The following is a 20,909-nucleotide window of genomic DNA, read 5'->3' as shown; positions in this document are numbered from 1 at the left end:
GTTCACTCCGTGACCCGGCGCCAGAAGCCGGAAGAAAAGCGGGGATCGAGATAGCGGCTGAAGTCCTGCCAGCGGGCATAGGCGCGCTGGAACGAGGCGGCGGACATGCGCGCGTCCTTGGCAGGGTACAGAGCGCCGCCAGCGGCGTCGACAATCCGGTCCAGCCGCTCCAGCAGGCGCAGCACATCGGCGCCGTCGTTGGGGAAATCCAGCGCCAGGGTGGTGCCCGGCCGCGGGAAGGACAGCATGCCGCGTGCAGGTATGTCGCCGAATTCCTTCAGCACGGCCAGGAAGGAGCCGCTGCCGCTGCGGGCGATTTCCGCCAGCAGCGCGTCCACGCCGTCGCGCGCGGTGGCTGGCGGCAGCACGCACTGGTATTGCAGGAAGCCGCGCGGGCCGTACATGCGATTCCAGTGGCGGATGCCGTCCAGCGGGTAGAAGAACGGCAGCAGGTGGCTCAGCCGGCGCTTGCTGCGCGCGGGCTGGCGCCAGTAGTACAGCGCGTTGAACGGCCGCAGCGACAGCTTGTTGACCAGCGAGACGGGCGGGGTCAGCGGCATCGCCAGGCCCTTGCCGGGCGAGGCCGGGCGTTCCTCGGGCAGGCCGGCGCAGTGATCGGCGCGGGTGAAATGGCCGCGGCCGCGGGCGCGACCGCTGGCCAGGCAGTCGATCCAGGCGACGCTGTACTCGTGGCTGTCGGCCGAGGCCGCGGACAACGCAAAGAATTCGTCGAGCGAGCCGAAGCGGATGTTCTCCGTCTCCAGCGCCGGACCCGGCACGCGGCGCAACTGGATCTCCGCCCAGGTGATCAGCCCGGTCAGGCCGAGTCCGCCGACCGTGGCCGCGAACCAGCCGTCTGCATCGGCGTCGGGCGTGCACAGGCGGCGGCTGCCGTCGCTGCGCAGCAGCTCGAAGGCGCGCACGTGGTGGCCGAAGTTGCCGGTGCGGTGATGGTTCTTGCCGTGCACGTCGTTGGCGATGGCGCCGGCCACGGTGACGTAGCGGGTGCCCGGCGTCACCGGCAGGAACCAGCCCTGCGGCAGGACCAGGTCGATGATCTCGGCGAGCGTGACCCCGGCCTCGCAGCGCAACACGCCGGTCGCCGGGTCGAAGCCGATGAAGCGGTCCAGGCCGCGCGCGCACAGCAAGGTGCCGTCGGGATTGAGGCAACTGTCGCCGTAGCTGCGGCCGTTTCCGCGCGGCAGCGCGTTGCCGGCGAAGGCCGGCAGGGCCGCCGCCCGGTCGGCGATCGGCAGCAGCGTCTGCGTCGCGCGCGGATAGCGTCCCCAGGACTGCCCGGCATCGGCCATCAGATGGCGCTCAGCGCGAACAGCCCGCACAACACCACGACCACCTGGCTGACCCGGTCGGTGGCGGCGAACACGATCGGGTCGTCGTGCATGTCGCCGCGGTGCGCCACGATCCAGACCCGGCTGACCCAGTACAGCAGCACCGGGCAGATCAGCCAGAGTATTTGCGGGTGGCGATACAACGACATGCTCGCCGGGCTGTTGATGTACAGCGCCATCACCAGCACCGCGATGTAGCCGGCGGCCGCGCCCATCGACTGCAGCAGCACCAGGTCTTCCACCGAATAGGCGCGCCCGCTGGCCTTGGTCTTGCCGCTGCCCAGCATCGCGTGCAGTTCGGTGTAGCGCTTGAGCAGCGCCAGCGAGAGGAAGATGAACATCGAGAACGCCAACAGCCAGAACGACAGTTCCAGGTCGATGGCCACCGCGCCGCCGATGATGCGCACGGTGTACAGCGCCGCCAGCAGCACCACGTCGATCATCACGATGCGCTTGAGCCGCAGCGAGTACGCCAGCGTCATCACGTAGTAGGCCAGCAACACCAGGGTGAAGTGCAGGTTGCAGGCCAGCGACAGCGCCAGTCCGGCCACGGTCAGCGCGGGGGCGGCGAACAGGCCCTGCAGCAGCGGCAGCCGGCCGGCGGCGAACGGCCGCTTGCGCTTGCGCGGATGCTGGCGATCGGGCGTGAGGTCGAGCAGGTCGTTGAGCACGTAGACGCCGGAAGCGCACAGTCCGAACGCCACCATGGCGATCACCGACTGCAGCACCGATTCGCCCTCCAGGAAGCGGTGCGCGGTGAGCAGCGGCACGAACACCAGCAGGTTCTTCAGCCACTGGTGCAGGCGCAGCGCCTTGAGCCAGGCGCGGGCGCGCGGCGGCGCCGGCCAGTGCCCGTGCACGGTGGTGCGCTGGGCGGCGGCCGCGCGCAAGCCGTTGCCGTTGTTGACCACCCAGGCGCCGCCGGCCTTGTCCCACACGTGCAGGTCCACGCGGCCATTGCCGGCATAGTCGAAATTGCCTTCGCCGAATCGCTGCACCAGCACGTCGGCCTTGTTGCGGCCGGACAGGTTGCGCTGGCCGTCGCTGGCGATGACCTCTTCGAACAGGCCCAGGTGCGCGGCGATCGGCGCGACCAGCAACTGGTCGGAGGCGGTGCACAGCACGCGCGGGCGCTGCGGCGTGGTGCGCAGCAGCTCCAGGACGTGCTCGTTGTAGGGCAGGGTCTCGGCCGGGAGGGTGACCCGGGCGGCCAGTTCGCGCTTCAGCGCGGCCTTGCCGCGCAGCAGCCACAGCGGCAGCAGGAACACGTACAGCGGGTTGCGCGCCAGCAGGGCCAGCAGGGACTCGTAGAGGATGTCCGAGTTCAGCAGCGTGCCGTCCAGATCCACGCAAAGCGCGCGCCCTGAGACAGCCGGGCGGTCGGCGGAAGGGCTGGGTGGGAGGGACATGCTGCGGCCTGGGGATGCATAGCGGGGCCGCGATTATAACCAGCGGTTCAGGCGGCCTGGCGTCGTTGCAGGAATTCGGTGGCCCCCATCGCCAGGGCGCCCACGGCGACCGCGTACCAGAGCGTCACCAGCCGCGCGGCGACCGCGACCGCGATCGCATCGGCGGTGGCGACACCGAGCCGGTCCAGCATCAGCACGATCGCCAGTTCGGTGGTGCCGACCCCGCCTGGGACGAAGGACAGCGCGCCGATCAGCATCGCCAGCGGGTAGATGCCGAACGCGACCAGCGGGTCCAGGTCCAAACCAAGGCCGCTGCACAGCCCGACGAAGACCGCCGAGGTCAGGCCCCAGGCGCCGGCGCCCGCGATCAGGCTGCGCACCATCTGCGCGGTGCCCAGGCAGGCGCGCAGCTCCGTGGCGGCGAACACCGCAAATTGCGCGGCGCTCCGCAGCCAGCGCCCGGGCAAGCGCCGGCCCACCCCGTCCAGCCAGGCCAGCAGGGCCGGCCAGGCGGCGGCGCCGAACAGCAGGGCGACGAAGCCCAGCACCACCGCGGCGAGCGTGCCCAGGGTGGGGAAGACCGGTGCGGCCAGCAGCGACAGCGCCAGGATCACCAGCAGGTCGGAGGCGCGCTCGAACACGAACACCGCCAGCGTCCGTCCCGCCGGTACGCCCATGCGGGCGAAATAGCGGATGCGCAGCAATTCCCCGGCCTTGCCGGGCGTGGCGGTCAAGGCGAAACCGGACAGATAGGCGGCCCAGCCCAGCCAGAACGGCACTGCGTGGCCTTGCCGTTGCAGCAGCCAGCGCCAGCGCCAGAAGCGGAACAGGTAGCTGGCCGAGACCGGCAGCACCGCCACTGCCAGCAACGGCCATATCGTGCCCAGCCTGGCGAACGTGCCGTTGCCGCGGTCCACCCACCACAGGGCGGCCAGGTAGCCGCCGCACAGCAGCACGACGAACAGCGCCAGATGATCCGCACGGTGGCGCGGCGCGGGCACGCCGTCGGCGCCGTGCGGCATCATCCCCAGGTCTCGCGCGCGGCTCAGCCCAGCGCCTTTTCCAGTTCCGGCAGCACCGTGAACAGGTCGCCGACCAGGCCGATGTCGGCGATCTCGAAGATCGGCGACTCCGCGTCCTTGTTGATCGCGACGATGGTGCCGGCGTCCTTGATGCCGGTCAGGTGCTGGATGGCGCCGGAAATGCCGACCGCCACGTACAGCTCCGGGGCGATGATCTTGCCGGTCTGGCCAACCTGCAGTTCGTTGGGCACGTAGCCGGCGTCGACCGCCGCGCGCGAGGCGCCGACCGCGGCGCCCAGCTTGTCGGCGAGCTGATAGACGATCTGGAAGTTCTCCGCCGAACCGACGCCGCGGCCGCCGGAGACCACGCGCTTGGCGCTCTGCAGGTCGGGACGGTCGGACTTGCCCGCGGCCAGGCCGACGAAGCGGGTGTGGCTCGGCAGCGTCGCATCGACGTTGGCCGCTTCGACCGCCGCGCTGCCGCCTTGCGCCGCTTCCGGCCACGAGGCGCTGCGCACGGTGGCGACCACGATCTGGTCGGCCGGGGCCTGCACGCTGATGATGGCGTTGCCGGCGTAGATCGGGCGCTTGAACGCGTAGTCGCCGTCCACCGCCATCAGGTCGGAGATCTGGTTGACGCCGAGCAAGGCGGCCACCACCGGCATCAGGTCCTTGCCGAAGGTGGTGGAGGGACCGAACACATGGGTGTAGCCGGTCGCCAGCGCGGCGATCTGCGGGCCCAGCACCTGCGCGATGGCGTGTGCGTTGGCGGGGTTGGCGACGGTGAGGACGCGGGCGACGCCGGCGATCTGCGCGGCCTGGGCAGCCACCGCGGCCGGATCGGACGCCAGCACCACGATGTCGATGGCCTCGGCCGACAGCGCCTGCGCGGCGCTGACGCACTTGGCGGTGGCGGCGTTGAGCTGCCCGTTGAGATGTTCGGCGACGATGAGGATCTTGGCCATTACAGCAACCCCTTCTGCTTGAGTGCGGCCACCAGTTCGGCGGCATCCTTGACCATCACGCCGCGGCTGCGCTTGGCCGGCGGGGCGTAGTGGGTGGTGGTGAGGCTGTCGTTGGCCTCCACGCCCAGGTCGGCGAAGGCCAGCGTCTGCAGCGGCTTGCTCTTGGCCTTCATGATGTCCGGCAGCTTGATGAAGCGCGGCTCGTTCAGGCGCAGGTCGGTGGTGACCACCGCCGGCAGGTCCACTTCCAGGGTCTCCAGGCCGGCGTCGACCTCGCGGGTCACCGTCGCCTTGCCGTCGGCCACCACCAGCTTGCCGGCGAAGGTCGCCTGCGGCCGGCCCCACAGCGTGGCCAGCATCTGCCCGGTCTGGTTGGCGTCGTCGTCGATCGCCTGCTTGCCCAGGATCACCAGGTCCGGCTGCTCCTGCTCGACCAGCTTGAGCAGGGTACGCGCGGCGGTCAGCGGCTGGATCGCCGCGTCGGCGACCACGTGGATGGCGCGGTTGGCGCCCATGGCCAGGCCATTGCGCAGGTGCGCGGCGGCGTCGGCCGGGGCGATGGTGGCGACCACCACCTCGCTGGCGATACCGGCGTCGCGCAGGCGCAGGGCCTCTTCCAGAGCGATTTCGTCGAACGGGTTGGCAGAGAGCTTGACGCCCTCGGTGACCACGCCGGAGCCGTCCGGCTTGACCTGGATGCGGACGTTGTAGTCCACCACGCGCTTGTAGGCGACGAGGATTTTCATCGTGTACGAGATCCTTCAGCAGTGCGGGAAGGCCCGGCCGCGGCGGCTGGCACGGGGCAGTCGGAGGATTCTAACCGGGCGCGGGAGACCATGCGAGGGCGTATGGTCAAGTCCGGTCGGCGGACTGAACGGCGCCCGTCGCGCAGGCGCATCGCACTGCCTCCTGGGCGTTATCCTTACTGGTTACGCTCCAGCGATTCGGTCTGGCGCGCCTGCCAAGACACAGGAGAAAGGCATTGGCGACGTGGCTCGTAACCGGCGGTGCCGGTTTCATCGGCGGCAATTTCGTGCTCGAGGCAGTGGCGCGCGGCGTACGCGTGATCAACCTGGACGCACTGACCTACGCCGGGAACCTGAACACGCTGGCGTCGCTGGAGGGCAACCCCGAACACGTCTTTGTGCACGGCGATATCGGCGACCGCGATCTGGTGGGCCGCCTGCTCACCGAGCACCAGCCCGACGCCGTGGTCAATTTCGCCGCCGAGAGCCATGTGGACCGGTCGATCGACGGCCCCGGCGCCTTCATCCAGACCAATGTGGTCGGTACCCTCGGCCTGCTGGAGTCGGTGCGCGATCACTGGAAGGCGCTGCCGGACGGCCGCCGCGACGCGTTCCGTTTCCTGCACGTATCCACCGACGAGGTCTACGGCTCGCTCGGCGAGACCGGCAAGTTCAGTGAAACCACGCCGTATGCGCCGAACTCGCCGTACTCGGCGTCCAAGGCCGCGTCCGACCACCTGGTGCGCGCGTTCCACCACACCTACGGCCTGCCGGTGCTGACCACCAACTGCTCCAACAACTACGGCCCGTACCACTTCCCCGAGAAGCTCATCCCGCTGGTGATCGCCAAGGCGCTGGCATGCGAGCCGCTGCCGGTGTACGGCGACGGCAAGCAGGTGCGCGACTGGCTGTTCGTCGGCGACCACTGCGAGGCGATCCGCACCGTGCTGGCCAAGGGTAAGGTCGGCGAGACCTACAACATCGGCGGCAATTCGGAGAAGCAGAACATCGAGGTGGTGCAGGCGATCTGCGCGTTGCTGGACGCGCGGCGTCCGCGCGAGGACGGCAAGCCGCGCGCCAGCCAGATCACCTACGTCGCCGATCGGCCCGGCCACGACCGCCGCTACGCCATCGATGCGTCCAAGCTGAAGAACGAGCTGGGCTGGGAACCGCACTACACCTTCGAACAGGGCATCGCGCTCACCGTGGACTGGTACCTGAGCCATCAGGACTGGGTGCAGGGCGTGCTCGATGGCAGCTATCGGCTGGAGCGCATGGGCGCAGTTGCCTGATGTACACGACGTTTGACGTCCATGCTCACTGTGGCGCATATCGCTTCACCAGGACACGCACATGACCGAACGCAAGGGAATCATCCTCGCCGGAGGGTCCGGCACCAGGCTGTATCCGATCACCCAGGCGGTCAGCAAACAATTGCTGCCCGTCTACGATAAGCCGATGATCTACTACCCGCTCAGCGTGCTGATGCTCGCGGGCATTCGTCAGGTGCTGGTGATCAATACGCCCCACGAGCAGGCGCTGTTCCGCAGGCTGCTGGGAGACGGGGCGCAGTGGGGCATGGAGATCCAGTACGCGGTGCAACCCAGCCCCGATGGATTGGCGCAGGCTTATCTGATCGGGCGTGATTTCGTCGACGAAAAGCCAAGCTGTCTGGTGTTGGGCGACAACATCTTCCACGGCCATGGGTTGACCGAGACCTTGCGTCGCGCCGATGCCCGCACGCACGGCGCGACCGTGTTTGGCTACTGGGTGAACGATCCACAGCGTTATGGCGTGGCGGAGTTCGACCAGTCCGGCAAGGTGATCGATATCGAGGAAAAGCCCACGGTGCCGCGGTCCAACTATGCGGTGACGGGCCTGTATTTCTACGACGGCGATGCCAGCCGGCATGCCGCAGAGCTGAAGCCCTCCGCCCGAGGCGAACTGGAGATCACCGATCTCAATCGGCGCTATCTCCAGGAAGGACAACTGCACTTGGAAGCGCTGGGACGTGGCTATGCGTGGCTGGATACCGGTACGCATCAATCGTTGCACGAAGCCTCCAATTTCATCGAGACCATCCAGGCGCGCCAAGGGCTGCAAGTCTGCTGCCCGGAGGAGATCGCGTTCCTGCAGGGATGGATCGACGCCGAGCAATTGCAACGTTTGGCGCTTCCAATGGTCAAGAACAGCTATGGCCTGTATCTGCAGGCGCTGGCAAAACGAGGAAAGCTTCTTTGAACCTGATCGAGACCGCGATACCCGGCTGTGCCGTCATCGAACCCAGGGTGTTCGGCGACGCGCGCGGCCATTTCTTCGAAAGCTGGAACGCCGAGCGGTTTGCGCAGGCCGGTTTGCCGGCCGCGTTCTTGCAGAGCAACGTTTCAGTCTCTTCAAAGGGCGTGCTGCGCGGCTTGCACTATCAGTGGCCGCGGCCGCAGGGCAAGTTGGTCAGCGTCCTGGAGGGCGAGGTCTATGACGTCGCCGTGGACATACGCCGCGGTTCGCCTTACTTCGGTCGCTGGGTTGCCGCCATCTTGAGCGCGGAGAACCACAAGCAATTCTGGATCCCGGAGGGCTTCGCCCATGGGTTCGCAGTGCTGTCGGAGCGCGCGGTATTCAGCTATCTCTGCACCGATGTCTACGTCCAGGAAGCGGATGCTTCGGTGCGCTGGGATGACGCCGATATTGCCGTGGACTGGCCGATCAATGCACCGTTGCTGTCGGCCAAGGACGAAAAGGCGCCCTTCCTGAAGGACATTGCGCAGGACCGTTTGCCGGTCTACCAGCCATGAGCGTGCTGGTCTTCGGCGGCAACGGCCAGGTCGGGCAGGAACTGCTGCGCGCGCTGGCCGGGCAGGGACCGGTGATCGCGACCACGCGCAGAGGCCAGCTGCCCGACGGCAGTGGCTGTGAGCGTGCCGATTTCGACCAGCCGCAGACCCTGGGCGAACTGCTGGACCGGCTGCGGCCGACGGCGGTGGTCAATGCCGCGGCCTATACCGCGGTCGATCGCGCCGAACAGGACGCCGAGGCGGCGCACCGCGCCAATGCCGAAGCGCCGGCGGCGATCGCTGCCTGGTGCGCGGCGCATGGCACACCGCTGGTGCATTACTCCACCGACTATGTGTTCGATGGCCAGGGCACACAGCCCTATCCCGAGGACGCGCCGACCGCGCCGCTGGGCGTGTACGGCGCCACCAAGCTGGCCGGCGAGCAGGCGATCCGCGCGTCCGGTGCGCAGCACGTGATCTTCCGTACCGCCTGGGTGTATGCCGCGCACGGGAACAATTTCCTGCGCACCATGCTGCGCGTCGGCGCCGACCGCGACGAACTGCGGGTGGTCGCCGACCAAGTTGGCACACCGACGCCAGCGGCGCTGATCGCCGATGTCACCGCGCGGGTACTGGCGCAGCGCGCGACGCTGCCGTCCGGGATCTGGCATCTGACCGCGACCGGCGAGACCACCTGGCACGGCTTCGCCGAGGCGATCTTCGCCGAGGCGGTGGCGGCGGGGCTGTTGCCGCGCGCGCCGCGGCTGCTGCCGATCACCACTGCGGAGTATCCGACCCCGGCCAGGCGCCCGGCGTATTCGCGCCTGGACGTGTCCCGCCTGCAGCGCGATTTCGCGCTGGAACTGCCGCAGTGGCGCGATGGCCTGCACCAGGTGGTCGGCACACTCGCTGCGGCAGCGCCGGCGGCCTGAGACGGCGCGCACTGCAAAACAGCATCGATGAAAAACAAAGAGCCGGGCAGTGCCCGGCTCTTTGCGTTTGCGGCGGATGCCGGACTCAGGTGCGCCCGTAGGTGTCCTCGAAGCGCACGATGTCGTCCTCGCCCAGGTAGCTGCCCGACTGCACTTCGATCAGCTCCAGCGGCAGCTTGCCGGGGTTCTTCAAACGATGCGTCACCCCGAGTGGGATGTAGGTGCTCTGGTTCTCGGTGAGCAGCAGCACCTCGTCGCCACGGGTGACCTCGGCGGTGCCGCTGACCACGATCCAGTGCTCGGCACGATGGTGATGCATCTGCAGGCTCAGCGTGGCACCGGGCTTGACCGTGATGCGCTTGACCTGGAAGCGCTGGCCGTTGTCGATCGAATCGTAGGCGCCCCACGGGCGGTACACCTTGCGGTGCCAGGTGGCTTCGGAACGGCCGTTGGCCTTGATCTTGCCGACGACGTCCTTCACTTCCTGGATGCGCTCCTTGTGCCCGACCAGCACGGCGTCGTCGGTCTCCACCACCACCACGTCCTGCAGGCCCACCATCGCGATCAGGCGCGAGCCGTAGGCGTAGGTGTTGCGGCAATCGATCTCGATGACGTCGCCGTGGTGGGCGTTGCCGTTGGCGTCCTGCGGCGACACGTCCAGCAGCGCCGACCACGACCCGACATCGCTCCACTTCGCGTCCAGTGGCACCACCACCGCGTCGGCGGTCTTCTCCATCACGGCGTAGTCGATGGAGTCGGAGGGGCTGGCGGCGAAGGCGTCCTTGTCCAGGCGGGTGAAGTCGGCGTCGCGCTTGGCCGACTGCCACGCCTTGGTGCAGGCGTCGGCGATAGCCGGTTGGAACTTGCGCAGCTCTTCCAGATAGCGCGAAGCGCGGAACAGGAACATGCCGCTGTTCCAATAGTATTCGCCCGAGGTCAGATACCCCTGAGCGGTGGACAGGTCGGGCTTTTCGACGAAGCGCTCGACTGGGCGTGCGCCGACGCCGGCAGCCGCCTTGATGTAGCCGTAGCCGGTCTCCGGCGCGGTCGGCTTGATCCCGAAGGTCACCAGCTTGCCGTCGGCCGCCGAAGACGCGGCGGCCTGGACCGCGGCCTGGAATGCCGCTTCGTCCAGGATCACGTGATCGGATGGCAGGACCAGCAGCAGCGGGTCGGCACCATCGCGCATCGCCTCCATCGCCGCGACCGCGATGGCGGGGGCGGTATTGCGGCCTTTTGGTTCGAGCAGGATCGCGCCCGGCTGGACGCCGAGTTGCTGCAATTGTTCTGCGGCAATGAAGCGGTGTTCTTCATTGGCCACCAGGATGGGGGCACGCCCGGCGATCGGCGCAGCGCGCAGCCAGGTCGACTGCAACATGGTGGTGTCTCCCACCAGCGGCAGGAACTGTTTGGGATACGCCTCGCGCGACAGCGGCCAGAGACGGGTGCCGGAACCACCGGACAGGATGATGGGCAGAATGTCGCTCATGAACGGAAGGACTCCATGGATCCGTTGAAGGGGGAAGAGAAAGGCAACCGCGCGATCATGCTTTCAGCAGATCGGAAATCTCCTGCGTCCGCTGTTCCAGCAGCGCCGCATCGCCGCGGGTTTCCACGTTCAGGCGCAGCAGCGGTTCGGTGTTGGAACTGCGCAGGTTGAAACGCCAGTCGGCGAATTCGGCGCTGACGCCGTCGGTGTAGTCCAGCGTCGGCGCGTGCGAGGCGAAGTGCTCCATCACCCGCGCCACCGCGGCCTTGGCGTCGGCGACCTTGAAGTTGATCTCGCCGCTGCACGGGAACTTGCGCATGCGCGCCTCGACCAGGTCGGCGAGCGAGCGGCCGGACTGCGACACCAGCTCGGCGATCAGCAGCCACGGGATCATGCCGGAGTCGGCGTAGGCGAATTCGCGGAAATAGTGGTGCGCGCTCATCTCGCCGCCGTACACGGCGTTCTCGCTGCGCATCTTCTCCTTGATGAAGGCGTGGCCGCTCTTGCACAGCACCGGAATGCCGCCGGCCTCCTCGACCTGCTCGATCGTGTTCCAGGTCAGGCGCGGGTCGTGCACGACCTTGCCGCCCGGCTGCTTGGCCAGGATCGCCTGCGCCAGCAGGCCCACCAGGTAGTAGCCCTCGATGAAGCGGCCGTCGGCATCGAAGAAGAAGCAGCGGTCGAAGTCGCCGTCCCAGGCGATGCCGAAGTCGGCGCCGTGCTGCTTGACCGCGTTGGCGGTGGCGGCGCGGTTCTCCGGCAGCAGCGGGTTGGGGATGCCGTTGGGGAAGTGCCCGTCCGGCTCGTGGAAGACGCGCACGAACTCGAACGGCAGGTGCGGCGCCAGCAGATCGACGATGGCACCGGCGCCGCCGTTGCCGGCGTTGACCACCAGCTTCAACGGCTTGAGCGTGGCGCGGTCGACATAGCTCAGCAGGTGTTCGATGTAGGCGCTCTTGTCCGGACGGTGATGCTCGGCGGCGGTCGGCTCGGCGGCCGCCGCGGTGTCGGCGGCGACGGTGTCGCGGATCGCGAACAGGCCGGTATCGGAGCTGATCGGGCGCGCGTTCTCGCGCACCAGCTTCATGCCGTTGTAGTCCATCGGGTTGTGGCTGGCGGTGACCATCACGCCGCCGGCGGCCTGCAGGTGGTCGGTCTGGAAATACACTTCCTCGGTGCCGCACAGGCCGATGTCGATGACCTCGCGGCCGCTGGCGCGCAGGCCGGCCGACAGCGCGTCCTGCAGCCCCTGGCTGGCCAGGCGCACGTCGTGGCCGACCACCACCGGCCCGCTGCCCAATTGCCCCGCCAGCGCCACGCCGATCCTGCGGGCCAGGTCCTCGTTCAGTTCGTCGGGAACGCGGCCGCGGATGTCGTAGGCCTTGAATGCGGGAAGCGACATGGAAGAGGGTCCTAGTTGGGGGAACCCCGAGTGTAACGTTACGGCGCTTAATCGGTCGTTGCGGCGGTGCGGCGGGGGGCGCAGTCCCCGAGCGGCTAAACTAGCTGTCTACATTCCAACGCGGAGCTGGCGAATGGGCGACACCTCTACCCCTGCGGGCGGGCGGCGCGGCAAGCTTTTCCCCGATGCGGCCACGGCGCTGGCCGATGTGGTGGCGGACGGACAGACCCTGGCGGTCGGCGGGTTCGGCCTGTGCGGTATTCCCGAGGCCTTGATCGCGGCCTTGCGCGACAGCGGCGTCAACGGTCTCACGGTGATCTCCAACAACGCCGGCGTCGATGGCTTCGGCCTGGGGCAGCTGCTGGCGACGCGACAGATCCGCAAGATGATTTCGTCCTACGTCGGCGAGAACAAGGAGTTCGAACGCCAGTACCTGGCCGGCGAGCTGGAACTGGAATTCAACCCGCAGGGCACCCTGGCCGAACGCCTGCGCGCCGGTGGCGCCGGCATCCCGGCGTTCTTCACCGCCACCGGCTACGGCACGGTGGTCGCCGAGGGCAAGGAGACCCGCGAATTCGACGGCAAGCACTATGTGCTGGAGACCGCGCTGCGCGCCGACGTGGCCCTGGTCAAGGCGTGGAAGGCCGATGCCGCCGGCAACCTGGTGTTCCGCAAGACCGCGCGCAACTTCAACCCGGCCTGCGCGATGGCCGGCAAGCTCTGCATCGCCGAGGTCGAGCAGGTGGTGGAGACCGGCAGCCTGGATCCGGACCAGGTGCACTTGCCCGGCATCTACGTCGACCGCATCGTGCACAACCCGCATCCCGAAAAACGCATCGAACAGCGCACCCTGCGCCAGAAGGACGCCTGACATGGCCTGGACCCGCGACGACATGGCGCAGCGCGCCGCCCGCGAACTCACCGACGGCGCCTACGTGAACCTGGGCATCGGCCTGCCGACCCTGGTCGCCAACCACATCCCCGAGGGCGTGGACGTGTGGCTGCAGTCGGAGAACGGTCTGCTTGGCATCGGCCCGTTCCCGACCGAGGACGAGGTCGACGCCGACCTGATCAACGCCGGTAAGCAGACCGTCACCGCCCGCGCCGGCGCCAGCTACTTCGGCAGCCACGATTCCTTCGCGATGATCCGCGGTGGTCATATCGATCTGGCGATTCTCGGCGCGATGCAGGTCAGCGCGAAGGGCGACCTGGCCAACTGGATGGTGCCCGGCAAGATGGTCAAGGGCATGGGCGGGGCGATGGACTTGGTGGCCGGGGTCAAGCGCGTGGTCGTGCTGATGGAACACGTGGCCAAGGACGGCAGCCACAAGATCCTGCCGGCCTGCGATCTGCCGCTGACCGGCGTCGGCGTGGTCGACCGCATCATCACCGACCTGGCGGTGTTCGACGTCACCGACAGCGGCCTGGTCCTGGTCGAGACCGCCGAGGGCGTGGACGCGGCGGAACTGGCCGCCAAGACCGGCGTGCCGTTCCGACGCGGCTAAGCGCCGGAACAGCGCCGCTCAGGTGCTGCGCTGCGCGTAGGCGTAGTCGGCGGACACCGCTGGCGGTTGGCCGAGCAGGTCGGTTGCGGTGGCGACGCGATAGCCGACGCACTCGGCCAGCGGCGCGATCAGCCGCTCAACCGCATGCGCAAGAGTGGCGTCGAGCTGCCCTTGCTCGGGCTCGAATTCGGACGGGCACAGGCCGCTGTCCAGCAGCGGCCGCAGCGCCTGCAGGCGTGCCCAGAACATGCTGCCGGAGATGAACTGCGCCTGCGTCAGGCGCGCGTCGCTGTGGCCGGTGCGGCGCAGCAGATAGTCGGCGCCCGCGCGGTTGCCGCCCCAGAAGTCGGCCAACGGCAGCAGATGGCCTTCGGGGGCGACCAGGCCGAGCGCAGGATCCTGGGCGAAGGCCTGCAGCACGCGCGCGGCGCGGTCGGCGCCGGCCAGGCGCTGCAGCAGTTCGCTGCGCCAGGCATCGCCGTTGGACAGATGGGTGCTGCGCTTTGTGTGCAGTTTCAGCACCACGTCCACGCCGTCGCGCAGCAGCCGCTCGGCCGCGTGCAGGAACGGCAGGATGTCGCGGCCGCGGTTCTCCAGCACCATCAGCTCGAACGGGAACGCGCACGCGTGCAGGTGCGCGCGCACGGCATCGGCCTGGTCGGGCGAGGTGGTGACCAGCAAACGCCAGGGCAGGGCGCTCGCGGCGAGTTGCGCCAGCAGTTCCGGCAGCACCTGCGGATACCACGCGTGGATGATCGCGTGGGGTGTCGTGTCTCGCGCCGGCAGCGGTGCAAGTGCGCGACGGGTGGCGTCGAGATAGGCATGCCCCAGTCGCGCATCCGGCTCCAGCACGGCGCCTTCGGCCCATTCGTTCCAGGCGTTGACGAAGACCAGGCGCTGCTCGGCGCGGCGGCCCTGCAGCCGCGTGTGGACCGTGGTGCGCAGCCAGTCCTCGTAGCCGCGCGGCGAGGCATGCAGATAGACGCGGCCGGCACCGGGGCGGCGCGCTTCGTTGTCCCAGCCCGGGTTGACGCCCGGATACAGCAGGTAGTCTGGCAGCGGGCGCGCGGCGATCTCCGCGGCCAGGGCGCGCCAATCCAGCACGGCACCGCTGTAGTCGGGATTGAGCAGGTGCTGGTCGGCCGCCAGCGAGCGCGGATTGCTCATGTTCGGCGGGAACTCGACCGCCGCGTCGAAACCGATGTCGCGCGGGTCCGGCCGCTCGAAGCCCTGCACGTAGGCCAGGTGCAGTTCGCCGATGCCGTGCGCGCGGCACCAGTCGCGCCAACGCGTCGCGGTTGCCTGCGGATCCGGCAGCAGGTGCGGGCGGTACACCAGCAGCATCGGCCGGCCGTCCACGCGCAGGCAGCGCGCATCGCGCAGGTAGTCGGCGACGTGCGCGATGAAGTCCAGGTCGTCCTGCGCGCTGTGCGCCTGCGCCATCAGCACGTCGTCGCCGCGGCCGTCCCAGCGCCGCGACCATTGTTCGTTGGCCCAGCACAGGCAGAACGGCAGCTCCAGCGTGGGGTCGTCCAGCCACTGCCGCAGCGGCGTCTCCAGCAGGGTCTTGCCGCCGAACCAGTAGAAGTAGAAGCAGAACGCGCCGACGCCGTACTGCTTCGCCAGCGCCACCTGCTGACGCATGCTGTGCGGGTTGCGCAGGTCGTAGAAGCCCAGGTCCGCCGGCAGCCGCGGCTGCACGTGTCCCTCGAATTGCGGCAGCGCGCGGGTGACGTTGCGCCATTCGGTGAAACCGGCGCCCCACCAGGCATCGTTCTCCGGGATCGGATGGAACTGCGGCAGGTAGAACGCCACCACGGTGGCCGGCAGCGGTGTCGGCAACGGCGCCTGCTGCGAGGCGACATGGCCGATCGCGCGCTCGTCGGCGCGCGCGCGCGGCCGGCGTTCGCCGAACCCACTGCCCACCTGTCCGCGCGGCGGTGGCGGCACCAGGTCCGCATGGCGTTCCAGGAACCGCGCGCGCAGGCGGTCGCGCTGCGCCTGCGACAGCGGCAGGGCGCGGAAGCCGGCACGCAGCGTCAGGAACAGTGCGGTCTTCAGGCGCGCGGGCAGGCCTGCGCTCACAGGTTCTGGTAGTTCGGCCCGGAGCCGCCTTCCGGCGTCACCCAATCGATGATCGCGTAGGGATCCTTGATGTCGCAGGTCTTGCAGTGCACGCAGTTGGCGGCGTTGATCTGCAGGCGCTTGCCGGCCGTGTCGTCGACGATCTCGTACACCGCCGCCGGGCAGAAACGCGTGCAGGGGTTGCCATATTCCTCGGTGCAGCGGGTCACGCAGATCTGCGGGTCGCGCACGTGCAGGTGCACAGGCTGGTCCTCGTCGTGCTCGGTGGCGGCGAAGTACACGCCCTGCAGGCGGTCGCGCGGGGCCAGTTCGCGCTGCACGTAGTCGCGCTTGGGCTGCTCGTGCTCGCCGAGCCGGTCCAGGCTCTTCCAGTCGGCGCCCACCTTCAGCGTCCACGGCGAGGCGCCCTTGACCAGGGTCTCCCAGGCGCCGTTGAGCAGGCCGAACCACAGGCCCTTCTTGAAGCCGGGCTTGATGTTGCGCACCTGGCGCAGTTCGGCCATCACCTCCGAACCGCGCAGGCGCGCGTCGAAGCCGGCCGGGTCGAGCGCGGCGCCAGCGGCGAGGTGTTCGGCGGCGAGCATGCCGCTGCGGATCGCCTGGTGGGTGCCCTTGATCTTGGGCACGTTGAGCAGGCCGGCGGTGTCGCCGATCAGCAGCGCGCCGGGCATCTCCACCTTCGGCAGCGACTGCCAGCCGCCGCTGGCGATGGCGCGCGCGCCGGCCGAGAGAATGGTGCCGCCTTCCAGCAGCGACTTCATCATCGGGTGGTTCTTCCACTGCTGGAAGGCCTCCCACGGGCGGTATTCGGGATCGTGGTAGTCCAGGCCGCTGACGTAGCCCAGCGCCACCTGGTTGTTCTCCAGGTGATACAGGAAGCTGCCGCCATAGGTCTTGCTGTCGGCCGGCCAACCGAGGGTGTGCACGATCTTGCCGGGGCTGACCCGGCCTTCGGGCAACTGCCACAGCTCCTTGATGCCGATCGAGAACGCCTGCGGATCGTGCCCGGCGTCGAGCGCGAAGCGCGCGATCAGGCGCTTGGTCAGGTGCCCGCGCGCGCCTTCGGCCAGCACCGTGACCTTGGCGCGGATGTCGATGCCGGCGGTGTAGCCGGGCTTGTGCGATCCGTCCTTGGCCACGCCCATGTCGCCGATGCGCACGCCCAGCACCGTGCCGTCCTCGGCGTGCAGGGTCTCGGCGGCGGCGAAGCCGGGGTAGATCTCCACACCCAGCGCCTCGGCCTGCGGCGCCAGCCAGGCGCACATCGCGCCGAGGCTGACGATGAAGTTGCCGTGGTTGCGCATGCCCGGCGGCACCATCGGGAACTTGTGCCCGCCGTCCTTGCTCAGGTACCAGAATTCGTCCTCGGCCGCGGGTACGCAGATCGGCGGCGGGTTGTCGCGCCAGCCCGGCAGCAGCGCGTCCAGCGGCGCCGGTTCGATCACCGCGCCGGACAGGATATGCGCGCCGATGGTGCTGGCCTTCTCGATCACGCAGACCGAGATGTCGGGGTTGAGCTGCTTGAGCCGGATCGCGAACGCCAACCCGGCCGGGCCCGCGCCGACGGTGACGACATCGTATTCCATGACGTCGCGCTCCACTGGCTCCGGCGCATTGGCGCCGCCCTCGGTTCCCGTCATCTGCTCCGCTCCCGTTGGCTCGTTCTGGCTGCCCGCATTTTCAGGGTTTGCGCGTGAAGGGGCAAATTCCGCACGCCGGCGTATGGTGGCCGCCAGCATGCTAGCGTGGTGCGATGGAACTGGACCTGCCCGGCGCCGATCTGCGCTGGTATCCCGAGTGGCTGGACCCGGCCGCGGCCGCGGCGCTGTGCGCGCAGTTGCTGCAGGAAGTGCCGTGGGAGGTGCACCGCATCCGCCTGTTCGGCAAGCTGGTCGATTCGCCGCGGCTGAGTTGCTGGATCGGCGACGCCGACGCCAGCTACCGTTATTCCGGCACCCGCTTCGCGCCGCATCCGTGGCCGGCGGCGCTGCTGCCGCTGCGTGCGCGGCTGGCGGCCGAGACCGGGGTGGAATTCAACAGCGTGCTCGCCAACCGCTACCGCGACGGCCGCGACGCCATGGGCTGGCACAGCGACGACGAGCGCGAACTCGGTCGGACGCCGGTGATCGCCTCGTTGAGCCTGGGCGCCACGCGTCGCTTCGTGCTGCGCCATCGTCAGCAGCCGGCGCTGCGCCAGGCGCTGGAGCTGACCTCCGGCGGCTTGCTGCTGATGGCGGGCGACACCCAGCGCCTGTACCGACACGCCCTGCCGCGCACCGCCAAGCCGGTCGGCGAGCGGATCAACCTGACGTTTCGCCGCATTGCGCTTGATCCCTTCTCCCTTCGGGAGAAGGTGCCCCGGAGGGGCGGATGAGGGTTGGGTGGCCAGGGAGCTGTCTGGAGAGGACTCCGCGGCCCTCGCACCCTCACCCCCAACCCCTCTCCCACCGGGAGAGGGGAGCGAAGCCTTGATCCCTTCTCCCACTGGGAGAAGGTGCCCCGAAGGGGCGGATGAGGGTGCGAGTTGTCAGGGAGGTGTCTGGGGGAGATGGCTCCCTGGCGGCCGCACCCTCACCCCCGACCCCTCTCCCGGTGGGAGAGGGGAGCGAAGCCTTCATCCCTTCTCCCTCCGGGACCACGGCCCCCTTTTTGGGGGAAGGTGCCCCGAAGGGGCGGATGAGGGTACGAGTTGCCAGGGCGGCGTCTGGGGGAGAGGGCTCCCTGGCCGCCGCACCCTCACCCCCGGCCCCTCTCCCGGTGGGAGAGGGGAGCCATCAGCGTCGTGGCGGCTTCGGGCTCGCCGGCGGCGGCACGCTGGGCGCCAGCGCGGTCGCCGCGTCGGCCTGGCCCTGCTGCAGGGTCCAGCCGACCACGTCGTGGCCGAGTTGCGACATGGCCTGGCCGAAGGCGTCGACCACCTGCGATTCGGCGGTGCCGGCGGCGGGCTGGGTCACCAGGAAGGTGCGCGAGGCGACCACGCGCTGGTCGGCGCTGTACAGCAGCTTGGCATTGAGTTCGATGGTGGCCGACGGCACCGTGCGCCCGGCGTAGTCGGCTTCGAAGCGGCGCAGGTCCAGCAGCAGCTTGTAGTCGGCGCGGATCCCGGTGCCGAGCCGGGCCACGCCCGGAATCCGCCCGGAATCCTCGAATGCGCGCAGCAGCATGTCCTCGAGCATGTCGGTGGCCGGCTGTGCCCAGCTGACGCCGCCGTACACCTGCAGTTCGTCCGGCGTCGGCCGCACGGCGATGCGCGAACTGTCGACCACGCGCGCGGCGCTGGGCTTGGTCAGCGCCAGTTGCCAGCTCACTTGCGGCCAGGCCGGGTCCGCGGTCACCCGCACGTCCGGCGCGTAGATCGTCACCGGCTCCTTGCTGCCGCCGGGCAACGAACAGCCGGCCAGCAGCAGGGCCGGGACGGCGAGCAGGAGGAAGGCGCGCATCGGCTTCATTTGGGTTTGAACTCCTTCGGGGCGTCGCGGCCGAGCAGGTAGCGCGCGGGGTTGTTGTCCAGGCGGTCGCTGACCCGGCGCAGGTCGCGGATCAGACCGCGCAGTTCGGTCAGGGTCGGGCCGAGCTGGCCGAGGCCGTCGTTGGCGAAGCTGTTGATCGCCGAGCGGTTCTCGCCAAGGATCTTGTCGGCATTGCCGGCGGCCGAATCCAGCTTGCTCAGCGTGTCCTCCAGCTTGTCCAGGATAGGCGGCAGCTGCTGCACAAGGTTCTGGTCCAGGCGCTGGATGGTGCCGTTGGTGGTCTTGAGCGTGGTGTCCAGGTTGCGCGCCGCATCGCGCGCGCTGACGATCAGCGACTGCATGCCCTGGTCGCGGTCGGCCAGGCCGCCGCTGATGGTTTCCAGGTTGTGCAGGGTGGCGGTGATGCTGGCGACGTTGCGGTCACTGAGCACCTCGTCCAGGCGCTCGACGATGCGGTTGGCGGTGTCGGTGATGTTCTGCAGCGCCGAGGGCGTGGTCTGGATGATCGGCGCGTCGCTGTTGTCGATCGAGGTCAGCGCCGGCGCTTCCGGGGTGCCGCCGGAGAGCTGGATGATCGACGGGCCGGTCAGGCTGGTGATGCCCAGCTTGGCGCGGGTGTCGCTCTTGATCGGCGTGGTCGAGTTGACCCGGATCCGCGCCACCACCTGGCGCGGATCGTTCGGCGCCAGGGTCAGCTCGGTGATCGAGCCCACCGCGATGCCGTTGTACTGCACCGGGCTGCCGACCGACAGGCCGGTGACCGCCTCGCGGAACACCACGCGGTACTCCTGCCAGGTGCGGTCGGAGGAATACTTGGCGGCCCAGAGTCCGAACAGCAGCAGCGCGATCCCCACCACGATGGTGAAGGCGCCGATCAGCACGTAATTGGCTTTGGTTTCCATGGGCTCAGGGGGTCTCGGTCCAGGCGGTCTTGGCATCGCGCGCGGCGCGGGCGCGCGGGCCGTGGAAATACTCTTGGATCCACGGATGGTCCACTTGCTCGATCTCGGCCAGCGGCGCGTTGGCGATGACCTTGCGGTCGGCCAGCACCGCCACGCGGTCGCAGATAGCGTACAAGGTGTCCAGATCGTGGGTGATGAGGAACACGGTCAGGCCCAGCGCTTCCTGCAGGGTGCGGATCAGCCGGTCGAAGGCGGCCGCGCCGATCGGGTCCAGGCCGGCGGTGGGTTCGTCCAGAAACAACAGGGGGGGATCCAGCGCCAGCGCGCGCGCCAGCCCGGCGCGCTTGCGCATGCCGCCGGACAGCTGCGAGGGCAGCTTGTTCAATGCATCGGCGGGCAGTCCGGCCAGCTTCACCTTCAGCAGCGCCAGCTCGTAATGCCAACTGTCGGGCAGTTCGCCGAAATGCTCCTTCAGCGGCACCTGCACGTTCTCGCCGACGGTCAGCGAGGAGAACAGCGCGCCGTCCTGGAACAGCACGCCGGTGTTGCGCTCCACATGCAGGCGATCGGCGCGGCGGCCGGAATCGGTATCCACGCCCAGCACCTGGATCTTGCCGGCATCGGGGTCGCGCAGGCCGAGGATGGTGCGCATCAGCACCGACTTGCCGGTGCCCGAGCCGCCGACCACGCCGAGGATCTCGCCACGGCGCACGTCCAGGTCCAGGTCCTCGTGCACGGTCTGGCTGCCGAAGCGATTGACCAGGCCGCGGACGGAGATGGCCAGTTCCTGGTCGGGAATCGGGAGTGGGGAATCGGGAATGGTCAAGGCATGCACTCCCGGCCGACGTCGCTGACGCAG

Annotated in this window: 19 protein-coding genes; 7 read left to right on the top strand and 12 right to left on the bottom strand. The window is 68.9% G+C overall.

Annotated features, from left to right (window positions below; all coding sequences use genetic code 11):
- Positions 1-2: 2 nt before the first annotated feature.
- From J7357_RS14780 to J7357_RS14760, 5 genes are all read right to left on the bottom strand, one after another.
- Positions 3-1,310, bottom strand: a complete 1,308-nt coding sequence (locus tag J7357_RS14780) for an FAD-binding oxidoreductase (protein WP_209247591.1) — start codon at positions 1,308-1,310, stop codon at positions 3-5.
- Complete coding sequence (locus J7357_RS14775; RefSeq protein WP_209247589.1) at positions 1,310-2,698, bottom strand: UbiA family prenyltransferase; 1,389 nt, start codon at positions 2,696-2,698, stop codon at positions 1,310-1,312. The genes J7357_RS14780 and J7357_RS14775 overlap by 1 nt, the downstream gene beginning before the upstream one ends.
- 107 nt (positions 2,699-2,805) lie before the next feature.
- Positions 2,806-3,783: a lysylphosphatidylglycerol synthase transmembrane domain-containing protein gene (locus J7357_RS14770; protein ID WP_209247587.1), complete on the bottom strand. Its 978-nt coding sequence runs from the start codon at positions 3,781-3,783 to the stop codon at positions 2,806-2,808.
- Between the two features lie 20 nt (positions 3,784-3,803).
- Entirely contained in the window at positions 3,804-4,745 is a 942-nt protein-coding gene (locus J7357_RS14765; protein ID WP_209247585.1) for an electron transfer flavoprotein subunit alpha/FixB family protein, read from the bottom strand.
- Complete coding sequence (locus J7357_RS14760) at positions 4,745-5,491, bottom strand: electron transfer flavoprotein subunit beta/FixA family protein (protein WP_010340209.1); 747 nt, start codon at positions 5,489-5,491, stop codon at positions 4,745-4,747. Before J7357_RS14760 ends, J7357_RS14765 begins: the two co-directional genes overlap by 1 nt.
- Before the next feature lie 236 nt (positions 5,492-5,727).
- On the opposite strand from J7357_RS14760, the gene rfbB reads away from it, so the two are divergent.
- From rfbB to rfbD, 4 genes are all read left to right on the top strand, one after another.
- Positions 5,728-6,783, top strand: coding sequence for a dTDP-glucose 4,6-dehydratase (gene rfbB, locus J7357_RS14755; RefSeq protein WP_209247583.1), 1,056 nt, complete (start codon positions 5,728-5,730; stop codon positions 6,781-6,783).
- A 61-nt stretch (positions 6,784-6,844) separates the two neighbouring features.
- Positions 6,845-7,732, top strand: coding sequence for a glucose-1-phosphate thymidylyltransferase RfbA (gene rfbA, locus J7357_RS14750; RefSeq protein WP_209247581.1), 888 nt, complete (start codon positions 6,845-6,847; stop codon positions 7,730-7,732).
- Positions 7,729-8,286: a dTDP-4-dehydrorhamnose 3,5-epimerase gene (gene rfbC / locus J7357_RS14745; RefSeq protein ID WP_209247579.1), complete on the top strand. Its 558-nt coding sequence runs from the start codon at positions 7,729-7,731 to the stop codon at positions 8,284-8,286. The genes rfbA and rfbC overlap by 4 nt, the downstream gene beginning before the upstream one ends.
- A complete protein-coding gene (rfbD, locus tag J7357_RS14740; RefSeq protein WP_209247577.1) occupies positions 8,283-9,197 on the top strand; it encodes a dTDP-4-dehydrorhamnose reductase in 915 nt (304 codons plus the stop codon). Before rfbC ends, rfbD begins: the two co-directional genes overlap by 4 nt.
- Before the next feature lie 85 nt (positions 9,198-9,282).
- Here rfbD and J7357_RS14735 read toward each other — a convergent pair whose 3' ends face one another.
- Both J7357_RS14735 and J7357_RS14730 read right to left on the bottom strand, forming a co-directional pair.
- On the bottom strand, positions 9,283-10,686 hold the full coding sequence (locus J7357_RS14735) for a mannose-1-phosphate guanylyltransferase/mannose-6-phosphate isomerase (protein ID WP_209247575.1): 1,404 nt from the start codon (positions 10,684-10,686) through the stop codon (positions 9,283-9,285).
- A 55-nt stretch (positions 10,687-10,741) separates the two neighbouring features.
- Complete coding sequence (locus J7357_RS14730; protein WP_209247573.1) at positions 10,742-12,088, bottom strand: phosphomannomutase; 1,347 nt, start codon at positions 12,086-12,088, stop codon at positions 10,742-10,744.
- Between the two features lie 133 nt (positions 12,089-12,221).
- Between J7357_RS14730 and J7357_RS14725 the strand changes: the two genes are divergently transcribed.
- Positions 12,222-12,959, top strand: coding sequence for a CoA transferase subunit A (locus J7357_RS14725; RefSeq protein WP_010340202.1), 738 nt, complete (start codon positions 12,222-12,224; stop codon positions 12,957-12,959).
- Position 12,960: 1 nt separating this feature from the next.
- On the top strand, positions 12,961-13,593 hold the full coding sequence (locus tag J7357_RS14720; RefSeq protein WP_209247571.1) for a CoA transferase subunit B: 633 nt from the start codon (positions 12,961-12,963) through the stop codon (positions 13,591-13,593).
- An 18-nt stretch (positions 13,594-13,611) separates the two neighbouring features.
- On the opposite strand, the gene J7357_RS14715 is transcribed toward J7357_RS14720, so the two are convergent.
- Together J7357_RS14715 and J7357_RS14710 are read right to left on the bottom strand one after the other, a co-directional pair.
- Positions 13,612-15,678 carry a glycoside hydrolase family 99-like domain-containing protein gene (locus tag J7357_RS14715; RefSeq protein ID WP_209247569.1) on the bottom strand — a complete coding sequence of 689 codons (2,067 nt, stop codon included), beginning with the start codon at positions 15,676-15,678 and terminating at the stop codon, positions 13,612-13,614.
- Positions 15,675-17,318: an electron transfer flavoprotein-ubiquinone oxidoreductase gene (locus J7357_RS14710; RefSeq protein WP_209247567.1), complete on the bottom strand. Its 1,644-nt coding sequence runs from the start codon at positions 17,316-17,318 to the stop codon at positions 15,675-15,677. The genes J7357_RS14715 and J7357_RS14710 overlap by 4 nt, the downstream gene beginning before the upstream one ends.
- A 113-nt stretch (positions 17,319-17,431) precedes the next feature.
- Here J7357_RS14710 and J7357_RS14705 point away from each other — a divergent pair, with 113 nt between their 5' ends.
- Positions 17,432-18,052: an alpha-ketoglutarate-dependent dioxygenase AlkB gene (locus J7357_RS14705; RefSeq protein ID WP_209247565.1), complete on the top strand. Its 621-nt coding sequence runs from the start codon at positions 17,432-17,434 to the stop codon at positions 18,050-18,052.
- A 400-nt stretch (positions 18,053-18,452) separates the two neighbouring features.
- Here J7357_RS14705 and J7357_RS14700 read toward each other — a convergent pair whose 3' ends face one another.
- The 3 genes from J7357_RS14700 to J7357_RS14690 are packed head-to-tail and all read right to left on the bottom strand — an operon-like array spanning position 18,453 to position 20,876.
- Complete coding sequence (locus J7357_RS14700) at positions 18,453-19,127, bottom strand: ABC-type transport auxiliary lipoprotein family protein (RefSeq protein WP_209247563.1); 675 nt, start codon at positions 19,125-19,127, stop codon at positions 18,453-18,455.
- A complete protein-coding gene (locus J7357_RS14695; protein ID WP_010340196.1) occupies positions 19,124-20,050 on the bottom strand; it encodes an MlaD family protein in 927 nt (308 codons plus the stop codon). The genes J7357_RS14700 and J7357_RS14695 overlap by 4 nt, the downstream gene beginning before the upstream one ends.
- 4 nt (positions 20,051-20,054) lie before the next feature.
- Positions 20,055-20,876 (bottom strand): ABC transporter ATP-binding protein, encoded by an 822-nt coding sequence (locus J7357_RS14690; protein ID WP_209247561.1) that lies wholly within the window; start codon positions 20,874-20,876, stop codon positions 20,055-20,057.
- Positions 20,877-20,909 lie beyond the last annotated feature (33 nt).

It is taken from the genome of Xanthomonas sp. D-109, assembly GCF_017746095.1.
Classification (GTDB): Bacteria; Pseudomonadota; Gammaproteobacteria; order Xanthomonadales; family Xanthomonadaceae; genus Xanthomonas_A; species Xanthomonas_A sacchari.
The sequence above is the reverse complement of the archived record's forward strand: the minus strand, read 5'-3'. Positions and strand labels throughout refer to the sequence as shown.